The organism is Neobacillus paridis (assembly GCF_016765675.1).
Lineage (GTDB): Bacteria > Bacillota > Bacilli > Bacillales > Cytobacillaceae > Neobacillus > Neobacillus paridis.
Genome location: NZ_JAESWB010000168.1, coordinates 405,584 through 420,823, shown reverse-complemented (window position 1 = coordinate 420,823; position 15,240 = coordinate 405,584). Strand labels below are relative to the sequence as shown.

15 protein-coding genes are annotated in these 15,240 nt (G+C 41.0%); 2 read left to right on the top strand and 13 right to left on the bottom strand.

What is annotated here, in order from left to right; translation table 11 throughout:
• Positions 1–75 precede the first annotated feature (75 nt).
• Positions 76–783 (bottom strand): cytochrome c biogenesis CcdA family protein, encoded by a 708-nt coding sequence (locus JK635_RS11060; RefSeq protein ID WP_202653995.1) that lies wholly within the window; start codon positions 781–783, stop codon positions 76–78.
• Positions 784–989: 206 nt separating this feature from the next.
• On the opposite strand from JK635_RS11060, the gene JK635_RS11055 reads away from it, so the two are divergent.
• Positions 990–1,250, top strand: coding sequence for an aspartyl-phosphate phosphatase Spo0E family protein (locus JK635_RS11055; RefSeq protein ID WP_235888021.1), 261 nt, complete (start codon positions 990–992; stop codon positions 1,248–1,250).
• Between the two features lie 39 nt (positions 1,251–1,289).
• Here the strand turns inward: JK635_RS11055 and JK635_RS11050 are convergent, their stop codons facing one another.
• The 8 genes from JK635_RS11050 to yneA all read right to left on the bottom strand — a co-directional run bounded on the left by JK635_RS11050 (position 1,290) and on the right by yneA (position 9,412).
• A complete protein-coding gene (locus tag JK635_RS11050) occupies positions 1,290–3,083 on the bottom strand; it encodes an ABC transporter ATP-binding protein (RefSeq protein WP_202653994.1) in 1,794 nt (597 codons plus the stop codon).
• Between the two features lies 1 nt (position 3,084).
• On the bottom strand, positions 3,085–4,836 hold the full coding sequence (locus tag JK635_RS11045) for an ABC transporter transmembrane domain-containing protein (RefSeq protein WP_202654334.1): 1,752 nt from the start codon (positions 4,834–4,836) through the stop codon (positions 3,085–3,087).
• Between the two features lie 174 nt (positions 4,837–5,010).
• Positions 5,011–5,223 (bottom strand): YneF family protein, encoded by a 213-nt coding sequence (locus JK635_RS11040; protein ID WP_202653993.1) that lies wholly within the window; start codon positions 5,221–5,223, stop codon positions 5,011–5,013.
• A 67-nt stretch (positions 5,224–5,290) separates the two neighbouring features.
• A complete protein-coding gene (gene sirA, locus JK635_RS11035) occupies positions 5,291–5,740 on the bottom strand; it encodes a sporulation inhibitor of replication protein SirA (RefSeq protein ID WP_202653992.1) in 450 nt (149 codons plus the stop codon).
• Positions 5,741–5,952: 212 nt separating this feature from the next.
• On the bottom strand, positions 5,953–7,953 hold the full coding sequence (tkt, locus tag JK635_RS11030) for a transketolase (protein ID WP_202653991.1): 2,001 nt from the start codon (positions 7,951–7,953) through the stop codon (positions 5,953–5,955).
• A gap of 169 nt (positions 7,954–8,122) precedes the next feature.
• Positions 8,123–8,353: a DUF896 domain-containing protein gene (locus tag JK635_RS11025; protein ID WP_202653990.1), complete on the bottom strand. Its 231-nt coding sequence runs from the start codon at positions 8,351–8,353 to the stop codon at positions 8,123–8,125.
• Between the two features lie 74 nt (positions 8,354–8,427).
• Positions 8,428–9,075 (bottom strand): YneB family resolvase-like protein, encoded by a 648-nt coding sequence (locus JK635_RS11020; RefSeq protein WP_202653989.1) that lies wholly within the window; start codon positions 9,073–9,075, stop codon positions 8,428–8,430.
• Positions 9,076–9,088: 13 nt separating this feature from the next.
• Positions 9,089–9,412 (bottom strand): cell division suppressor protein YneA, encoded by a 324-nt coding sequence (gene yneA, locus JK635_RS11015; RefSeq protein ID WP_202653988.1) that lies wholly within the window; start codon positions 9,410–9,412, stop codon positions 9,089–9,091.
• Between the two features lie 158 nt (positions 9,413–9,570).
• On the opposite strand from yneA, the gene lexA reads away from it, so the two are divergent.
• A complete protein-coding gene (gene lexA, locus JK635_RS11010; RefSeq protein ID WP_202653987.1) occupies positions 9,571–10,194 on the top strand; it encodes a transcriptional repressor LexA in 624 nt (207 codons plus the stop codon).
• A gap of 144 nt (positions 10,195–10,338) precedes the next feature.
• On the opposite strand, the gene glnA is transcribed toward lexA, so the two are convergent.
• The 4 genes from glnA to hflX all read right to left on the bottom strand — a co-directional run bounded on the left by glnA (position 10,339) and on the right by hflX (position 14,780).
• Positions 10,339–11,673, bottom strand: a complete 1,335-nt coding sequence (gene glnA, locus JK635_RS11005; RefSeq protein ID WP_202653986.1) for a type I glutamate--ammonia ligase — start codon at positions 11,671–11,673, stop codon at positions 10,339–10,341.
• A 27-nt stretch (positions 11,674–11,700) separates the two neighbouring features.
• A complete protein-coding gene (locus JK635_RS11000) occupies positions 11,701–12,102 on the bottom strand; it encodes a MerR family transcriptional regulator (protein WP_368857084.1) in 402 nt (133 codons plus the stop codon).
• Between the two features lie 133 nt (positions 12,103–12,235).
• The gene (locus JK635_RS10995) at positions 12,236–13,507 is read right to left on the bottom strand and encodes a methionine gamma-lyase family protein (RefSeq protein WP_202653985.1); all 1,272 of its coding nucleotides are present in this window, start codon (positions 13,505–13,507) and stop codon (positions 12,236–12,238) included.
• A gap of 1 nt (position 13,508) precedes the next feature.
• Positions 13,509–14,780 (bottom strand): GTPase HflX, encoded by a 1,272-nt coding sequence (hflX, locus tag JK635_RS10990; protein WP_202653984.1) that lies wholly within the window; start codon positions 14,778–14,780, stop codon positions 13,509–13,511.
• Positions 14,781–15,240: the final 460 nt, after the last annotated feature.

The window sequence follows — 15,240 nt, the reverse complement described above, 5'->3', positions numbered from 1 at the left end:
CGGATACATAAAAAGGAAAAACCATCTAACTTTACGTTAAATGGTAATGAATGGGTGAAACTATCTTACTAGTACTTAAAACCCGGTAAAACCGCCAAACAAACTTTGAAAAATATTAATAATCTTTGTCATCCAGTCAAAGTATAAGACAATTCCCATAACAATCATAATGTAGCCGCCGACTTTCATGATTTTACCGCTATGCTTCCGAATCCATTTCATCCGGCCGATAAAGAATGATAAAATTAGGAATGGTATCGCGAAACCGAGGATATAAGCGATCATATAGATCATCGCTGAGCCGGGATTCGTCGCAGCAAGCATAATAACAGCCGTTAGTATGGGGCCGGTACACGGTGTCCAGCCCGCTGAGAAGGCCATTCCGATTAACGCCGAGCCAATATATCCCGAAGGACGGTTTTTAAATTCGAAGCGGCGGTCCTTCATCAGAAATTCCGGTTTTAAGATACCTACAATCACCAATCCAAAAAAGACTATAAAGATCCCGCCAAGCTGGCGAATTAAATCTTTGTATTGGGTGAAGAAGTTACCGACAAATGAAGTGGCAAATCCCATTGCGATAAAAATAACCGAAAAACCCAATAGAAAGAAAATGGTATGTAATAGGCTGCGTTTTTGTAGTAAAGCATTTTCAGTTTGCAATTCCGCTACCGACATCCCGGTAATATATGATAAAAATGCGGGATATAATGGCAAGCAGCACGGAGAAATAAAGCTTAAAAAACCGGCTCCGAAAGCTAAAAATATATTTACATCAGACATATTAACACTCCCAATATAGTCGATACCCTTTCATTCTAACAAAACATTTACTTAAAAGATAATAATTATTATGAAAGAAACACATTTCCATTCATTTGTTCACAAAACGTTCAATAATTAAATCTTTGGTTAAAGAATTTTTTATCCGCCTCCTTTGAAATATTTTACAACTTAGGTTATACTAGTAAAATAGTAACAAAAGAGAAATGAATACTTCTTTTCATATCATTTATCATGATTTTCCAGAAAGGACATCGGCTGTGCTAAAAAATGAATTAATTGCTCTAATTGAAAAAAAACGCGCTGAATTAGTTCAGGCTGCTAATATGAACGGCTTCACCTCCACCATCGCTATCCGCCGAAGTCAAGAACTGGACCAATTAATCAACGAATATAATCGAAATTATATAAAGAAGGTCCCTTCTCAACCTATTAGTGGCTGGACAAGAACCAAACAACTCATGTAAATATCGGAAAAGCCTGGAACTTGCTCCAGGCTTTCCTTTTTAATTGGCAACATCTTCGAGATGTTCCACGCCCCCATTCTGCAGCAAGAACATTTTATGATACAATCCTCTTTGTGCCAGCAGCTCTTGATGGGTACCGCGTTCAACAATTTCTCCCTTGTGAAGAACAAGAATTAAATCGGCATCTTGAATGGTTGATAAACGGTGGGCGATGGCAATCGTTGTTCTTCCTTTACGCATTTTCGCCAACGCTGTTTGAATCGCTTCTTCTGTTTCTGTATCGATATTGGCAGTTGCCTCATCGAGAACTAGGATTTTCGGATTGGCGGCAATTGTCCGTGCAAAAGCAATTAACTGCCGCTGGCCGCTGGAAAAAGTGGCGCCCCTTTCGACCACCTTATGATCATAGCCATCCTCAAGGCGTTCAATAAATTCCTGCGCCTGAACAAACCTCGCTGCCTCCTTTACCTGTTCATCCGTCATATTACTTTGATGGAGACGAATATTATCTTTAACTGTCCCATAGAACAAAAACGGATCTTGCAAAACTAATCCCATTTTCTTTCTTAACTCACTTTTTGAATAATCGCGAATCGACTTCCCATCGATGAAAATCTCCCCCCGTTCAAACTCGTAAAATCGCATCAACAAATTAATGATGGAACTTTTGCCGCTTCCGGTATGACCCACAAGCGCGACTGTTTCCCCGGGATTAGCCGTGAAAGTAATATTTTTTAACACATCACGCTTTCCATCATAGGAAAAGCTTAAGTTGTTGAACTCAATTTTCCCGTCAGTAATTGAAACATGCGGGTCATCACTTTGAGCCGGGGCTATTTCCTCCTCATCCAATAATTTGAATACCCGGTGCCCGGCGACAATTGCTTGCTGATATAAAGATAACCGCATCATCATTTGATTAACCGGTTCAAAAAAGCGATCCAAGTAATTAATAAAGGCATAAATAACCCCAATTTGAATCGACTGGTGCATCGAAGTAATCCCAAAGTAGCTTAAAACGATTATCAAGGCAAAGATATAAATCAGGTCAATCGCCGGCCGCAGCAGCAAGCCATCTATTTTGATATTCTTCATTCCAGCATTATAATGCAACTCATTAATGTCACCAAATTCTTTGCGCAGTCGTTTTTCCTGACGAAATACTTGGATAATCGACATTCCTTGAAGTGACTCGCTTAGCTTGGCATTTAGTTGACTCAATCTTTCACGCATATCGAGATAGAATTGAGAGCTCCATTTTCGGTAAACCACCATGACCAAAAGCAGGATTGGAATAAGAATTGTACAAAAGATCGCTAATTTTACATTCAAAATAAACATCGCAATAAATATTCCGGAAAGCAGAAAACCGCTTTGAATAAAAGTAGAAATAACGGTGACAAACATATCTTTAATTGCTTCGGTATCATTCGTGACCCGTGAGACAATGCTTCCGGCAGGCGTTTTATCAAAATATTTTAAACCAAGCGCCTGTACCTTTGAAAAAACATCAATTCTCAGCTGTTGAATGATATACAAGGCAATTTCCTGAAATTTAACTAGTTGAAAAAACAGTAGGATCGCTTTGACAATTTGAATTCCCATATATGCTGATCCGAGAAGCAGCAACGGCTTAAATTCTAGTCTGCCGGGCTGGAGGTAGTCATCAATAAAAATCGCCACCAAGATTGGCAGGACAATATCGCCAATTGTCGTTAACAGCAGCAAAAAGAATGCCCAAATGATAATCCGTTTATGCGGCTTTGTATAGGAAAGCAGGCGCACTAACACCTTTCGTTGTTCACGTCCAGAGAGCTCTATTTTCTCTACCATATTAATGTCCCCCCTGCTCGACAAGTTCTTCAAGCTGTTGATGTAGGTACATATGCCTGTACCAGCCGTCCAATTCCATTAATTCCTCGTGAGTACCGCTTTCGATTATTTTGCCCTCTTCCAAAACGATAATCTGATTCGCATGTTGGACAGCACTTAGACGATGTGATGTTATGATTGTCGTTTTTCCTTCACGATTTTGTTTCAACGATGATAAAATCGCTTCCTCTGTTTTTGCGTCAACAGCTGACAAGGAGTCATCCAGAATTAAAACTTCCGGATTCATTAACAGGGCACGGGCAATTGAAATTCTTTGTTTTTGTCCGCCCGATAATGATACGCCGCGCTCCCCGACGACGGTTTGATAACCGTCGGTAAATTGAAGGATATCCTCATGAATATTAGCTATTTTTGCTGCCGCTTCTATTTCCGCCTTGTCAGCATCCGGATTGGTGAAGGCGATGTTTTCCGCTACGGTAGCTGAGAATAAAAAATGATCCTGTGGGACATAGCCGATAGCTTGGCGTAATTTATCGATCTTGTAATCTTGTAATCTTGCACCACCAAACCAAATGTCCCCTTGATAACCTTCAAATTCACGGATTAACAGCTTCAATAAGGTGGTTTTTCCCGCACCTGTTTTACCGACAATCCCTAATGTTTCTCCGCGGTTAAGTGTAAAATGGATGTCCTTTAAAACTGGGGCCGTTTCACCTGGATAGGTAAATTCTCCAATCCTGTATTCAATATCACCGTGTGGAACAAGATCCAATGCATTTTCTTGATCGATGATTTCTACTTTTTCCCTCAGCAAGGCTGAGACACGGTCATAGGAAGCACGGCCGCGTTCAACAATGTTAAATAACCAGCCAAAAGCCAGCATCGGCCACACTAACAGCCCTAAATAGGTCGTAAACGAAATGAGTTCTCCAATTGTTAGTTCACCAGCAAGGACATACTTAGCTCCAAAGACAATCGACAAGAAAAAGGAAATCCCAACAATGATGGAAATGGTTGGATCATAAAGAGAATCAATTTTAGCAACAAGCAAATTCTTTTGAACGACATCTTCCGATTGCTTGCGGAAATCTTCAATATCTTCTTGTTCCTGTCCAAAAGTTTTGATAACTTTTATTCCCATTATACTTTCCTGGGTTTTATCGTTTAAAGAAGAAAAGGCTTCCTGCGCCTTATAAAAACTTCTATGCAGCATCGTTCCAAACCAACTGGTTAACATCGCCATAAACGGCATCGGAATTAAACAAATAAGGGTAAGTTTCCAGCTTATCGTAAAGGCCATGGCAATGATGACAAAACCTCCGGTCGAAAGCGAGTCAACCAGTGTTAGAACACCCGATCCCGCAGTCTGTTGAATCGCCGCCAAGTCGTTAGTTGCATGAGCCATTAAGTCGCCAATCCGGCTTTTTTGGTAAAACGCTGGGGACATATTTGTAAAATGATGGTATAATCTATTTCTCAAAATTTTGCTTAGCTTCACAGACGAACCAAAAATCATTATTCTCCAATAATACCTTAAGACATACATCACAAGGCCGACAGCTATGAGCACGAATACCCACTCCGCAAGCAGCTTCATCGTCATGGTTCCTTCATTAATATGATCAGCGACAATTCCAATAATTTTTGGAGGCACCAGTTGCAGCAGAGCTACCAGCAATAATAGGAAAACTCCTAATAAATACGACTTTTTTTCTTGTTTAAAAAACCAGCCTAGTTGAAAAAACACTCTCATCACAACACGCCCCCCACACAGTTGAAATCTTTGTTCTATGTAAATTAACACCATTATCAGATATTTAGTCTATCGAAGTTTAATTTTATCAAACATTAGCAAAATAATAAAGATTAAGACATGTGGTTTAAAAATGAAAAAAAGCACCCAATTGTGAGTGCTTGTCCAGTTTCCTCATTTCATTTGCTTGTTCATGGCGTTCATCATTTGTCGGATCTTCTTTTCCGATGGTTTCATACCCATTTGCATCATCATCGTCTTTAACATTTGTTCATTAATTGGTGGATTTTTCTTCAAATAGCTCATCATATATTTGCGAGCGATGAAAAATCCTAGTGCTACACCAGCAAGTAATGCCAGTATACCAACTAGAATATACATACCCATTAAACTTCCTCCTTCATGTTGTCTACCATACAACAGTGTACTAGAAAAAAAACAATTAGACAATATTTCATTGCATTGAAACAAATTTTCTTTCTTTTATTGGCTTTAACCAGCCAAAGCGCTCATGTTCGAGATCGATGGCTAAAAAGGAAGCTTCACATTTCCGCAGAACCTCAAAGAAGGCAGTCTCAGCTTCATAACTACCTTGAGCTTCCACAGTAATCAAGTCTTGATAAACTTCTAGCTTGGCCCTGCTTATTTTTCCACTTATCTCAATGGTATATGCACCACGTTCTGCTTTATAGCCCCTCATCCGGCCCAATTGTTTTTGAATCAGTTGATGAATTTTCAAAACTTCTAATTTCTTTGTTATAAAGTCGATTTGTTTATGTATAATGAATTTCAGCTCGCCGTTTGCGTTTTGATATTCTTGAAAAAGCCGAAAAAATAACCGTTCTCTTCCGAAGTAATGAGTGGCAAATTCCTCTTCAATTAAGTATAGTTGATATTTTCTCACACGGACCTCTCCTTCGCAGACAACCTTTTTTCCATTATAGAAAACAAGCAACAAAACATTTGTCTTACGGCGGCAAAAAACGACACTAATTTTGTCGAAACCAGGATGAAATCCCTATTTTTATTAATTCGCTGTCTTTACAAAGAATCCTTTAATTTTCCCAAAAAAATGAGAATGGAATTAATCCATTCTCATCGCTTCAAAACTGTTCATTATAATAGGCTCTTTACGAGCGAAACCACATTGTTTACATTAAATCCATATTCCTCCATCACCTTTTCACCAGGAGCAGAGGCGCCAAATTTATCAATCGCTAAGACAGCTCCTTCATCGCCGACATATTTATGCCAGCCGAATGAAGCACCCATTTCAATGCCAAGGCGTTTTTTCACACTCTTTGGCAAAACAGATTCTTTATACTCTTGCGATTGCTCTTCAAAGCGATCCCATGAAGGCATGCTAACGACGGAAACATGGACACCTTCACTTGCAAGGACCTTTTGCGCTTCGACTGCCAAACTTACTTCGGAACCGGTCGCTAATAATAAGGCATCCGGAGTTTCCTTATTTGCAGGGGAAACCACATATGCACCTTTAGAAACACCTTCATAAGCATTTTGATCCGTTCCTTTTAAAGTAGGCAGATTTTGGCGGGTTAATACAAGTGCCGTTGGTTTGTTAGTAGACTCCACTGCCAATTTCCATGCTGCTGCTGTTTCATTCCCATCTGCCGGACGAATTACTGAAAGATTAGGCATTGCTCTTAATGCTGCCAACTGCTCAATCGGTTCATGTGTCGGTCCGTCTTCCCCCACAGCAATACTATCATGAGTGAACACATAAGTGACAGGTAAACCCATTAATGCTGCCAGGCGAATGGCCGGACGAAGATAATCGGAGAAGACAAAGAAAGTTCCGCCAAATACCTTCACTCCACCGTGCAGGGCAATCCCATTCATCGCTGCTCCCATGGCAAACTCACGAACACCAAACCAGATATTGCGGCCTTCATATTCGCCAGGTTTAAAATCACCCGTTCCTTTTATTGTTGTTTTGTTGGAACCGGCAAGATCTGCTGAGCCTCCAATTAGGATTGGCAGGTTTTTAGCGATGCCGTTAATGACTTCACCAGAAGAAGCACGGCTTGCCAGGCTCTTTCCTTCGCTATAAACCGGAATATCTTTATCCCAGCCTTCAGGCAATTCATGTTTGATTGCCGCTTCCAGCTGGCCGGCGAGTTCTGGATATTGGTTTTTGTACTGGGCGAAAAGTTCGTTCCATTCTTTTTCCTTTTTCGCACCATTTTCACCAATTAGTTTATTGAAGTTTTCATAGACACCCTCTGGAACATAGAAATCTTCCTCAAACGTCCATTTATAGGCCTCTTTTGTCAGCTTTAATTCATCGGCACCAAGCGGAGCACCATGAACACCGGATGTGCCGGCACGGTTTGGTGAACCATAGCCAATAATCGTTCTTACCTCAATCATGGTCGGATGTTCCAAATCATTTCTTGCCTCTTCAAGAGCAGCGGCAATTTCCTCAAGATTATTCCCATCTTCAACACGAAGATATTGCCATCCATATGATTCAAAACGGCCTTTAACACTCTCGGTAAAGGACTTATCTAGATCCCCATCAAGTGAAATATCATTTGAATCATAAAGAACTACTAAGCGGCCTAATTTTAAATGGCCGGCAAGTGAAGCGGCTTCAGCAGAAACGCCTTCCATCAAGTCACCGTCACCGCAAATGCTATATGTAAAATGGTTGACCAGTTCATATTGATCCTTATTATAGACACTGGCAAGATGTCTTTCAGCCATTGCCATACCAACCGCCATGGCAATTCCTTGTCCCAGAGGACCTGTTGTAGCTTCTACTCCTTCAGTATGACCGTACTCCGGATGACCAGGTGTCTTGCTGCCCCATTGGCGAAATTGTTTTAAATCATCCATTGTCAAATTATATCCCGATAAATGCAGCAGGCTGTACAACAACGCAGAACCATGTCCTGCCGATAAAATAAAACGGTCGCGGTTAAACCAATGCGGATTTTTAGGATTGTGGTTCATAAATCTTGTCCACAAAGCATACGCCATTGGGGCTGCCCCCATCGGCATTCCCGGATGTCCGGAATTCGCTTTCTCGATTGCATCAATCGCAAGCGTCCGGATGGTCGTAATGGATAAATCATCAATAGTATTAAACATTATTTACATCCTTTCTATCCCTAGGATTATGAATACATCATTAATAATATAGTGACATAAAATTTAATTCAACAAATTACACCAATTCAGGTAGTTTGTTATTATTTTGACACAGAAATTCTTATATATGTAGAAAAAGGAATACAGCATGATTGTATTCCTGGTTAACTTAATGAAGTTTATTTTGTTTTCTTGCTTTAAGTTTGGCCGGTGTTACATCGTTCCCCAGTGGATCGATAAATGTCGCATTGGTTAACGTGTCAAGCATATTGGCCCGAAATGCTGCCAAATATTCACTTCTTAACTTTGATTGTTCTTTTGCTTCTGATTCTGTTAATCCGGTTGTTTTTGCTTTCCTGGCAAGTTCATTAATTCTTGCGATTTTCACTTTGGATAGCATTGAAGCACATCCTTTCAAAAACTGATTGCAAGAATTAATGTACTAAAAAAACTCCGTTCTGACAAGGGAAAGGATTACTCATCCTTATTTTCTATATATTCCTGATATCTTCTATGTACAGTAGCTTTTGATATCTTATAGCCGAATCCCCTCATTGTGGCGGCAATTTCAGCAAAAGTTAACCCATTTTTTCGCAGTCTGTCAATCTCTTCAATTGGGACTTCAATTTTTTCTCTCCCTGAATGCTCGCCAAGATTCTTTAAGTTTCGCTGCGGCTTATATCCATGCTCGACAGCACGCTTCATTCCCCGTTTTATCTTCACATTATGAAGCTTTCGCTGATACTCTTCCACCATTCCGACAATTTTTAATACCATTGAATCTGATTCGGAAAGCTGCAATTCTCCATTATGTGCGATGCTGTAGAGCTTGATTCCTTCTTTTAAAATACAATGCAGCAGCGCTATTTTGGCGTTGCCCCTTCCAAGCCGAGTTTCATCTTGAATTAATACAGCTTGGACTTCGGGGTCCTTGATTCTTTCCAGCAGTTCAAGGATGCCTTCCCTGTCAAAATCATAGCCGCTTGCCTGCTCTTTAATAATTTTGTCAATTTCAAATTGATTCTGCTTGGCTAGTTGGATTAATTCTTCCTCTTGACGTGCAAGAGAAGTTTCCTGTGTTTCCTTATTCGTGCTTACACGACAGTAAATAATCGCTTTCATTGTTAATTCCTTTCTATTGTTTAGAGACGCTTGCAAGCTCAGTAGCGGCAGGAGCTTTATTTGAAACAGGTATAACAATCTTTTCGCCTGGATAAATCTGATCATCAACTTTTTCATTATGCCTTTTTACCCAGTTAACGAACTCAGCCTTTGATAGTGAATGCTGTCCGGAATACTGTCCTGCTATTTTCCAAAGTGAATCTCCTTCGGAAACAGTTACCTGCAAATAATCGTTTTGATCTTCGGATCCATGTTGAAAGGATAAAATGATGGCAAAGGAAAAGCTTAGTAAAATAAGAATAATAGCATACGAGAATTGGTTCCATAGTTTTTTCATTGAAAACACCTCTTCAAAGAATATACGTTCGCTTAATTTAGTTTTATTATAAAACGAACATTTGTTTTATGTCAATATATTTTCGAACTTATGTTTGTATTTACGGTCAGATCATGGTATAATTATGGTAACAAAATGAAGATGAGGTGCATTTTATCATGGTAAAAATATCAAAGCGGCAACGGGATATTCTTGATTTCATTAAAGACGAGGTTAAGAGTAAGGGCTATCCCCCTTCCGTTCGAGAAATTGGCGAAGCTGTTGGACTAGCCTCCAGTTCGACTGTTCATGGTCATTTGGCTCGTTTAGAAAGCAAAGGACTGATCAGACGAGACCCTACGAAGCCTAGAGCGATCGAAATTTTAGAAGTGGATGAAAATGCCCATATACCGAAAAACAAAGTAGTAAATGTACCGGTTGTCGGGAAAGTAACCGCCGGTCTGCCGATTACGGCGATTGAAAATATTGAAGAATATTTCCCGCTTCCCGAACGGCTTGCACCTTCGGAAGAACAAGTATTTATGTTGGAAATCATGGGCGAAAGTATGATTGAAGCCGGCATACTTGATGGCGATTATGTAATCGTCAAACAGCAGCAGACTGCTAATAACGGTGATATTGTCGTGGCGATGACTGAGGAAGATGAAGCGACATGTAAGAGATTTTTTAAAGAGAAGGATTATATCCGCTTACAGCCGGAGAACTCTACAATGGATCCAATTATCTTAAAAAATGTTTCCATTTTAGGAAAAGTCATCGGTGTCTATCGGCAAATTCATTAAACAGAAAAACGCCTGGCAATTATTTTAGTTGCAGGCGTTTTTTATGGGGCAATTTTGGGGCAACCTAAATTTTTACCTCGATAAATACGACCTGCCCCACAAAAGAAAAAGCCCAAACGCTTAGAGCGCCAAGGCTTTCCCAAATTAATACATGCTCATATATTGCTCGCGTTCCCAAGGGTGTACAACTGACCGAAACATATCCCATTCTATTTCTTTGGCATCAATAAAGCGTTCGAAGATATGACCGCCAAGTGCACTGACAATTACTTCATCCGATTTTAGGAGATCTAATGCATGTGCTAATGTAGCCGGCAGATCGATAATCCCCTCTTCTAACCGTTCCTCCTGGCTCATCACATAAATGTTACGATCAACGGCTGCTGGTGGGGTAAGATTATTTTTAATCCCATCCAATCCTGCTTTGAGAAGGACTGCCATGGCCAGGTATGGGTTCGCTGACGGATCAACACTGCGCACCTCAATCCGCGTACTTAAACCGCGGGATGCCGGAATTCGAACTAGTGGTGAACGATTTTGCGCGGACCAAGCAACGTAGCACGGTGCCTCATAGCCGGGAACCAAGCGCTTGTAGGAGTTAACAGTCGGGTTGGTTACAGCTGTAAAGCTTGGGGCATGCTTAAGGATTCCGGCAATAAATTGACGTGCCGTTTCACTCATTTGCAAATCACCCGTTTGGTCATAAAAGGTATTTTCACCATTTTTAAATAATGAAAGGTTCATATGCATGCCCGATCCCGCAACTCCAAACAACGGCTTTGGCATGAAGGTAGCATGTAAGCCATGCTTCCGGGCAATTGTTTTGACCACCAGCTTAAAGGTTTGGATTTGATCACAAGCGGTTAAGGCATCAGCGTATTTAAAGTCAATTTCATGTTGTCCGGGTGCAACTTCATGGTGGGAAGCTTCAATTTCGAAGCCCATTTCTTCCAATTCAAGGACAATATCACGACGGCAGTTTTCACCAAGATCTGTTGGCGCAAAGTCAAAATAACCGCCTTTATCATTAAGTTCTAATGTCGGTTCACCCTTATCATCTAATTTAAATAAAAAGAATTCTGGCTCAGGTCCAAGGTTGAAATCAGTGAAGCCCAGCTCCTTCATTTCTTCTAGTACACGTCTTAGATTATTGCGCGGGTCCCCGGCAAATGGAGTGCCATCAGAATTATAAATGTCACAAATTAAGCGGGCCACCTTGCCTTTTTCCGCTGTCCACGGGAATACAACCCATGTATTTAAGTCCGGATATAAATACATATCAGACTCTTCAATTCGAACAAACCCTTCAATCGATGAGCCATCAAACATCATTTTGTTTTCCAAGGCTTTTTCCAATTGACTGATTGGAATTTCTACGTTTTTAATCGTTCCCAGAATATCTGTAAATTGTAGACGGATAAATTTTACATTTTCCTCATGTGCCATCCGTCTAATGTCTTCTTTTGAATACTTTGCCATTTTCCCTTACCTCCGCTGATTTTGAGTTTAGTGAAAAAACCTTGAAAGATCGCTTTGCCGTAATGATGAGCGATTCAATCTGCCTGCGTGCAGCATTTCATTTCGCAGCAGCCTGCGCAGCTCCTCATCTGTTAAATCACGCTTAACTTTGGTTTCATGCTGTTCCTTCCCATTTGCATGCTGCTCCTTGACCAAGAAGAGCTGTTTGATGCCTGCCATGTTCACGCCTTGATCAATTAAATCTTTGATTTCTAATAATCTGTCAATATCATTCAAACTGAAAAGCCGCCTATTCCCCTCAGTTCTTGCTGGAGAAATTAATTGGTGTTCTTCATAATATCTGATTTGCCTTGCTGAGAGTTCAGTCAGCTGCATAACTGTACCGATGGAAAACAGCGGCATGGAACGGCGAATCTCCTTTCCACTCACCTTAATTTCTCCTCCCTTCAAAATTTATAATGTCATTATATTCCGTGTAAGGAAAGGTGTCAAGTTCATGTTAGAAAATCTAACATAGGAATTTTTATAAAAAGAACAGCTTGGAAAAAAGCTGTCCCATGGGTTAAGCAAGTGTAATTAATTGTTTCTCAAGTAAATCATCGATGGCCAGACAAACCGCCAGTTTTACATGTTCATATGTCAGTCCGCCCTGCACATAGGCAACATAGGGAGGGCGTATCGGGCCATCAGCAGTCAGCTCAATACTCGCTCCTTGAATAAAAGTACCAGCGGCCATAATGACATCATCTTCATACCCCGGCATATAGCTTGGCTGCGGCGTAACATAGGAATTAATCGGCGAGGCAAATTGAATGGCCTGGCAAAAAGCAATCATTTTATCGGGATCATCAAATCGTACCGACTGAATTAAATCTGTTCGCTCTGCATCCCATCTTGGCGATGAATTCATTCCCAATTTTTCAAGGAGTGCGGCTGTAAAGACTGCCCCTTTTAACGCTTGGCCAACTACGTGGGGAGCAAGAAAGAAACCTTGATACATTTCCAATAGGCTATATAGGGATGCACCGGCTTCAGCGCCAATCCCTGGGGAAGTCAAGCGATAGGAGCAAGCTTCCACCCACTTTTTCTTGCCGACGATGTAACCGCCGGTTTTGGCGATACCGCCGCCGGGGTTTTTAATCAAAGAACCAGCCATCAGATCTGCGCCGACGTGACAAGGTTCCTGTTCTTCTACAAACTCGCCATAGCAGTTGTCCACAAAAACAACCACATCCGGTTTTATTTCTTTGACGAAACGAATCATTTCTTCGATTTGCCGGATGGTAAAAGAAGGCCTGGTGGCATAGCCTTTGGAACGCTGGATTCCAATCATTTTCGTATTTGATGTAATTTTGGAAGCAACCTGATCCCAATCTACTTGACCATCAGCCGTAAGTGCAACACTGTCATAAGAAATACCGAATTCCTTTAACGAACCGACACCATTTCCACGGATGCCGACGATTTCTTCAAGCGTATCATACGGCTTGCCAGTCATGTAAAGCAGTGCATCTCCAGGGCGAAGGACACCGAATAGGGCCGTCGAGATCGCATGGGTCCCGGAAATAATTTGTGGACGAACAAGTCCAGCCTCACCACCGAAAACATCAGCATACACAGATTCCAGCGTATCTCTGCCGATATCATCATAACCATACCCTGTCGACGGAGTGAAATGAGTATCGCTAACCCGGTATTTTTGAAAGCTTTGTAACACCCGGAATTGATTTATTTCCGTCCGCTGATTAATTTTTTTGTGCACCTCAGCGATTTGTTGTTCAACTTCGATTACAATCGGCTGAAGTTTTTCCCCATTTTTCAATTGTTGAAACATGTTATGATTCTCCTATCTCAGCTTGATATTTCTGTAATTGTCCGGTAATTTGATGGTCAGAAAATGAATACCCTTTGCAGCAGTATACCTGCTTTTCTTCTTCAAACCTCAGTTCCCGTAAGATTGTTTCATTTTTAAGTTGTGATAGCAATTTCCCTTCTGTCGACGGAATTTGTACCTCGTATGGTTTCATCATCGCTACCATCATTTGTTCAATTTTCACTTTTAGATTGTGACGATCCTCCTCGTTAAAGGCACTGATAAAAATGCTAGGCGAGTCAGCCGTCGGAACGAAATCAGGATGTCGGATATCCCGCTTATTGTAAATAGTCAGCTGGGGAATATTTTTTACATCCAGTTCCTCTAAGAGTTTGCCAACCGTTTTTTCATGCTGATAATAATCAGGGTTGGACATATCGACAACATGAAGAATAAGGTCTGCCTCCTTCACTTCCTCAAGGGTTGAACGAAATGCGGCAATCAACGTTGTTGGCAGGTCCTGGATAAACCCGACTGTATCAGTAATCAGTGTGTGAAAACCGCTTGGTAAAATCATTTTTCGCGTCATCGGGTCAAGCGTGGCAAACAGTTGGTTTTCTTCATAGGATCGCGCTTCCGATAGACGATTAAATAAAGTGGATTTGCCGGCATTTGTATAGCCGACGATTGCCATTTGGAAGGCTTTATTCTTCTTCCTTCTTTCGCGATATCTTTCCCGATGCTGGACAATTACGGATAGCTGTTCCTTGATATCATCTATCCGGCGGCGGATATGTCGCCGATCCGCCTCAAGCTTTGTTTCCCCCGGTCCTCGGGTTCCAATTCCCCCGCCAAGACGAGATAATTCGGTTCCCTGTCCGGCCAGTCTTGGAAGTATGTATTGAAGCTGTGCCAGTTCCACCTGGAGTTTTCCTTCTTTGGAGCGGGCCCGAGTAGCAAAAATATCTAAAATAAGCTGCGTACGGTCAATAATGCGAGCATTGATTTCATGAGCTAAATTGCGCTTTTGACTTGGTGATAATTCATCATTAAAGATCACGATTTCCGCTTCTAGTTCATCAACAAGTACTTTTAGTTCTTCCACTTTCCCTTTCCCGACATATGTAGCCGGATGTGGCCTCTCCCGTTTTTGAACGACAGTAGCAACAACCTCCCCCTGTGCTGTTTCCGTTAAGGAGGCAAGCTCTTCCATGGAGTAATGAAAACGTAAATCATCCTCTAATGTTTGACAGCCGACCAGAACCGCTGTTTCCTTTGTATCCTTTTGCTCCAAACATATCCTTCCTTTCCAAAAGGTCTCTAACACATCATAACAAAAAATTCCCTGATACTCTAATACGATAAAAAACAGGTAAATTGCTATTTTTCCAAATGAATCAATTAAGAGTTTTTTATTACAACTTCTATGTTTTAATACAATATTAAACAAGAATTGTCAGCACATATCCAAACAACGCAAATAAAACGGCAGCAACTCCTGGTTAGTGATGTCCCCGAATCCTGCTTGCACGATCGAAACAGTGCTCGCATAGATTTTCTTCTTCAACTGCGTAGATGAGCACATCATCCAAACGGTCATGTGGAAGTAGCCGTTTATTCACGAAGAAAATTAATGATAAAAGGCTATTCGTGATGCGTACCGAAAAGGATCGCTTATTTTTTATATTTCGGGCTTACCAAGAATTAGCCAAAATGATATTGGTTGCATAATTAACAAACGAATTCAGAAAAAT

Excerpts from the sequence above, each read along its gene's own strand:
- JK635_RS11045 (WP_202654334.1), bottom strand. The coding sequence starts at position 4,836 with ATGAGAGTGTTTTTTCAACTAGGCTGGTTTTTTAAACAAGAAAAAAAG.
- tkt (WP_202653991.1), bottom strand. The coding sequence starts at position 7,953 with ATGTTTAATACTATTGATGATTTATCCATTACGACCATCCGGACGCTT.
- yneA (WP_202653988.1), bottom strand. The coding sequence starts at position 9,412 with ATGAAAAAACTATGGAACCAATTCTCGTATGCTATTATTCTTATTTTA.
- JK635_RS11025 (WP_202653990.1), bottom strand. The coding sequence starts at position 8,353 with ATGCTATCCAAAGTGAAAATCGCAAGAATTAATGAACTTGCCAGGAAA.
- JK635_RS11055 (WP_235888021.1), top strand. The coding sequence starts at position 990 with ATGAATACTTCTTTTCATATCATTTATCATGATTTTCCAGAAAGGACA.
- JK635_RS11060 (WP_202653995.1), bottom strand. The coding sequence starts at position 783 with ATGTCTGATGTAAATATATTTTTAGCTTTCGGAGCCGGTTTTTTAAGC.
- JK635_RS11050 (WP_202653994.1), bottom strand. The coding sequence starts at position 3,083 with ATGGTAGAGAAAATAGAGCTCTCTGGACGTGAACAACGAAAGGTGTTA.
- lexA (WP_202653987.1), top strand. The coding sequence starts at position 9,571 with ATGGTAAAAATATCAAAGCGGCAACGGGATATTCTTGATTTCATTAAA.
- JK635_RS11020 (WP_202653989.1), bottom strand. The coding sequence starts at position 9,075 with ATGAAAGCGATTATTTACTGTCGTGTAAGCACGAATAAGGAAACACAG.
- JK635_RS11040 (WP_202653993.1), bottom strand. The coding sequence starts at position 5,223 with ATGGGTATGTATATTCTAGTTGGTATACTGGCATTACTTGCTGGTGTA.
- JK635_RS10995 (WP_202653985.1), bottom strand. The coding sequence starts at position 13,507 with ATGTTTCAACAATTGAAAAATGGGGAAAAACTTCAGCCGATTGTAATC.
- glnA (WP_202653986.1), bottom strand. The coding sequence starts at position 11,673 with ATGGCAAAGTATTCAAAAGAAGACATTAGACGGATGGCACATGAGGAA.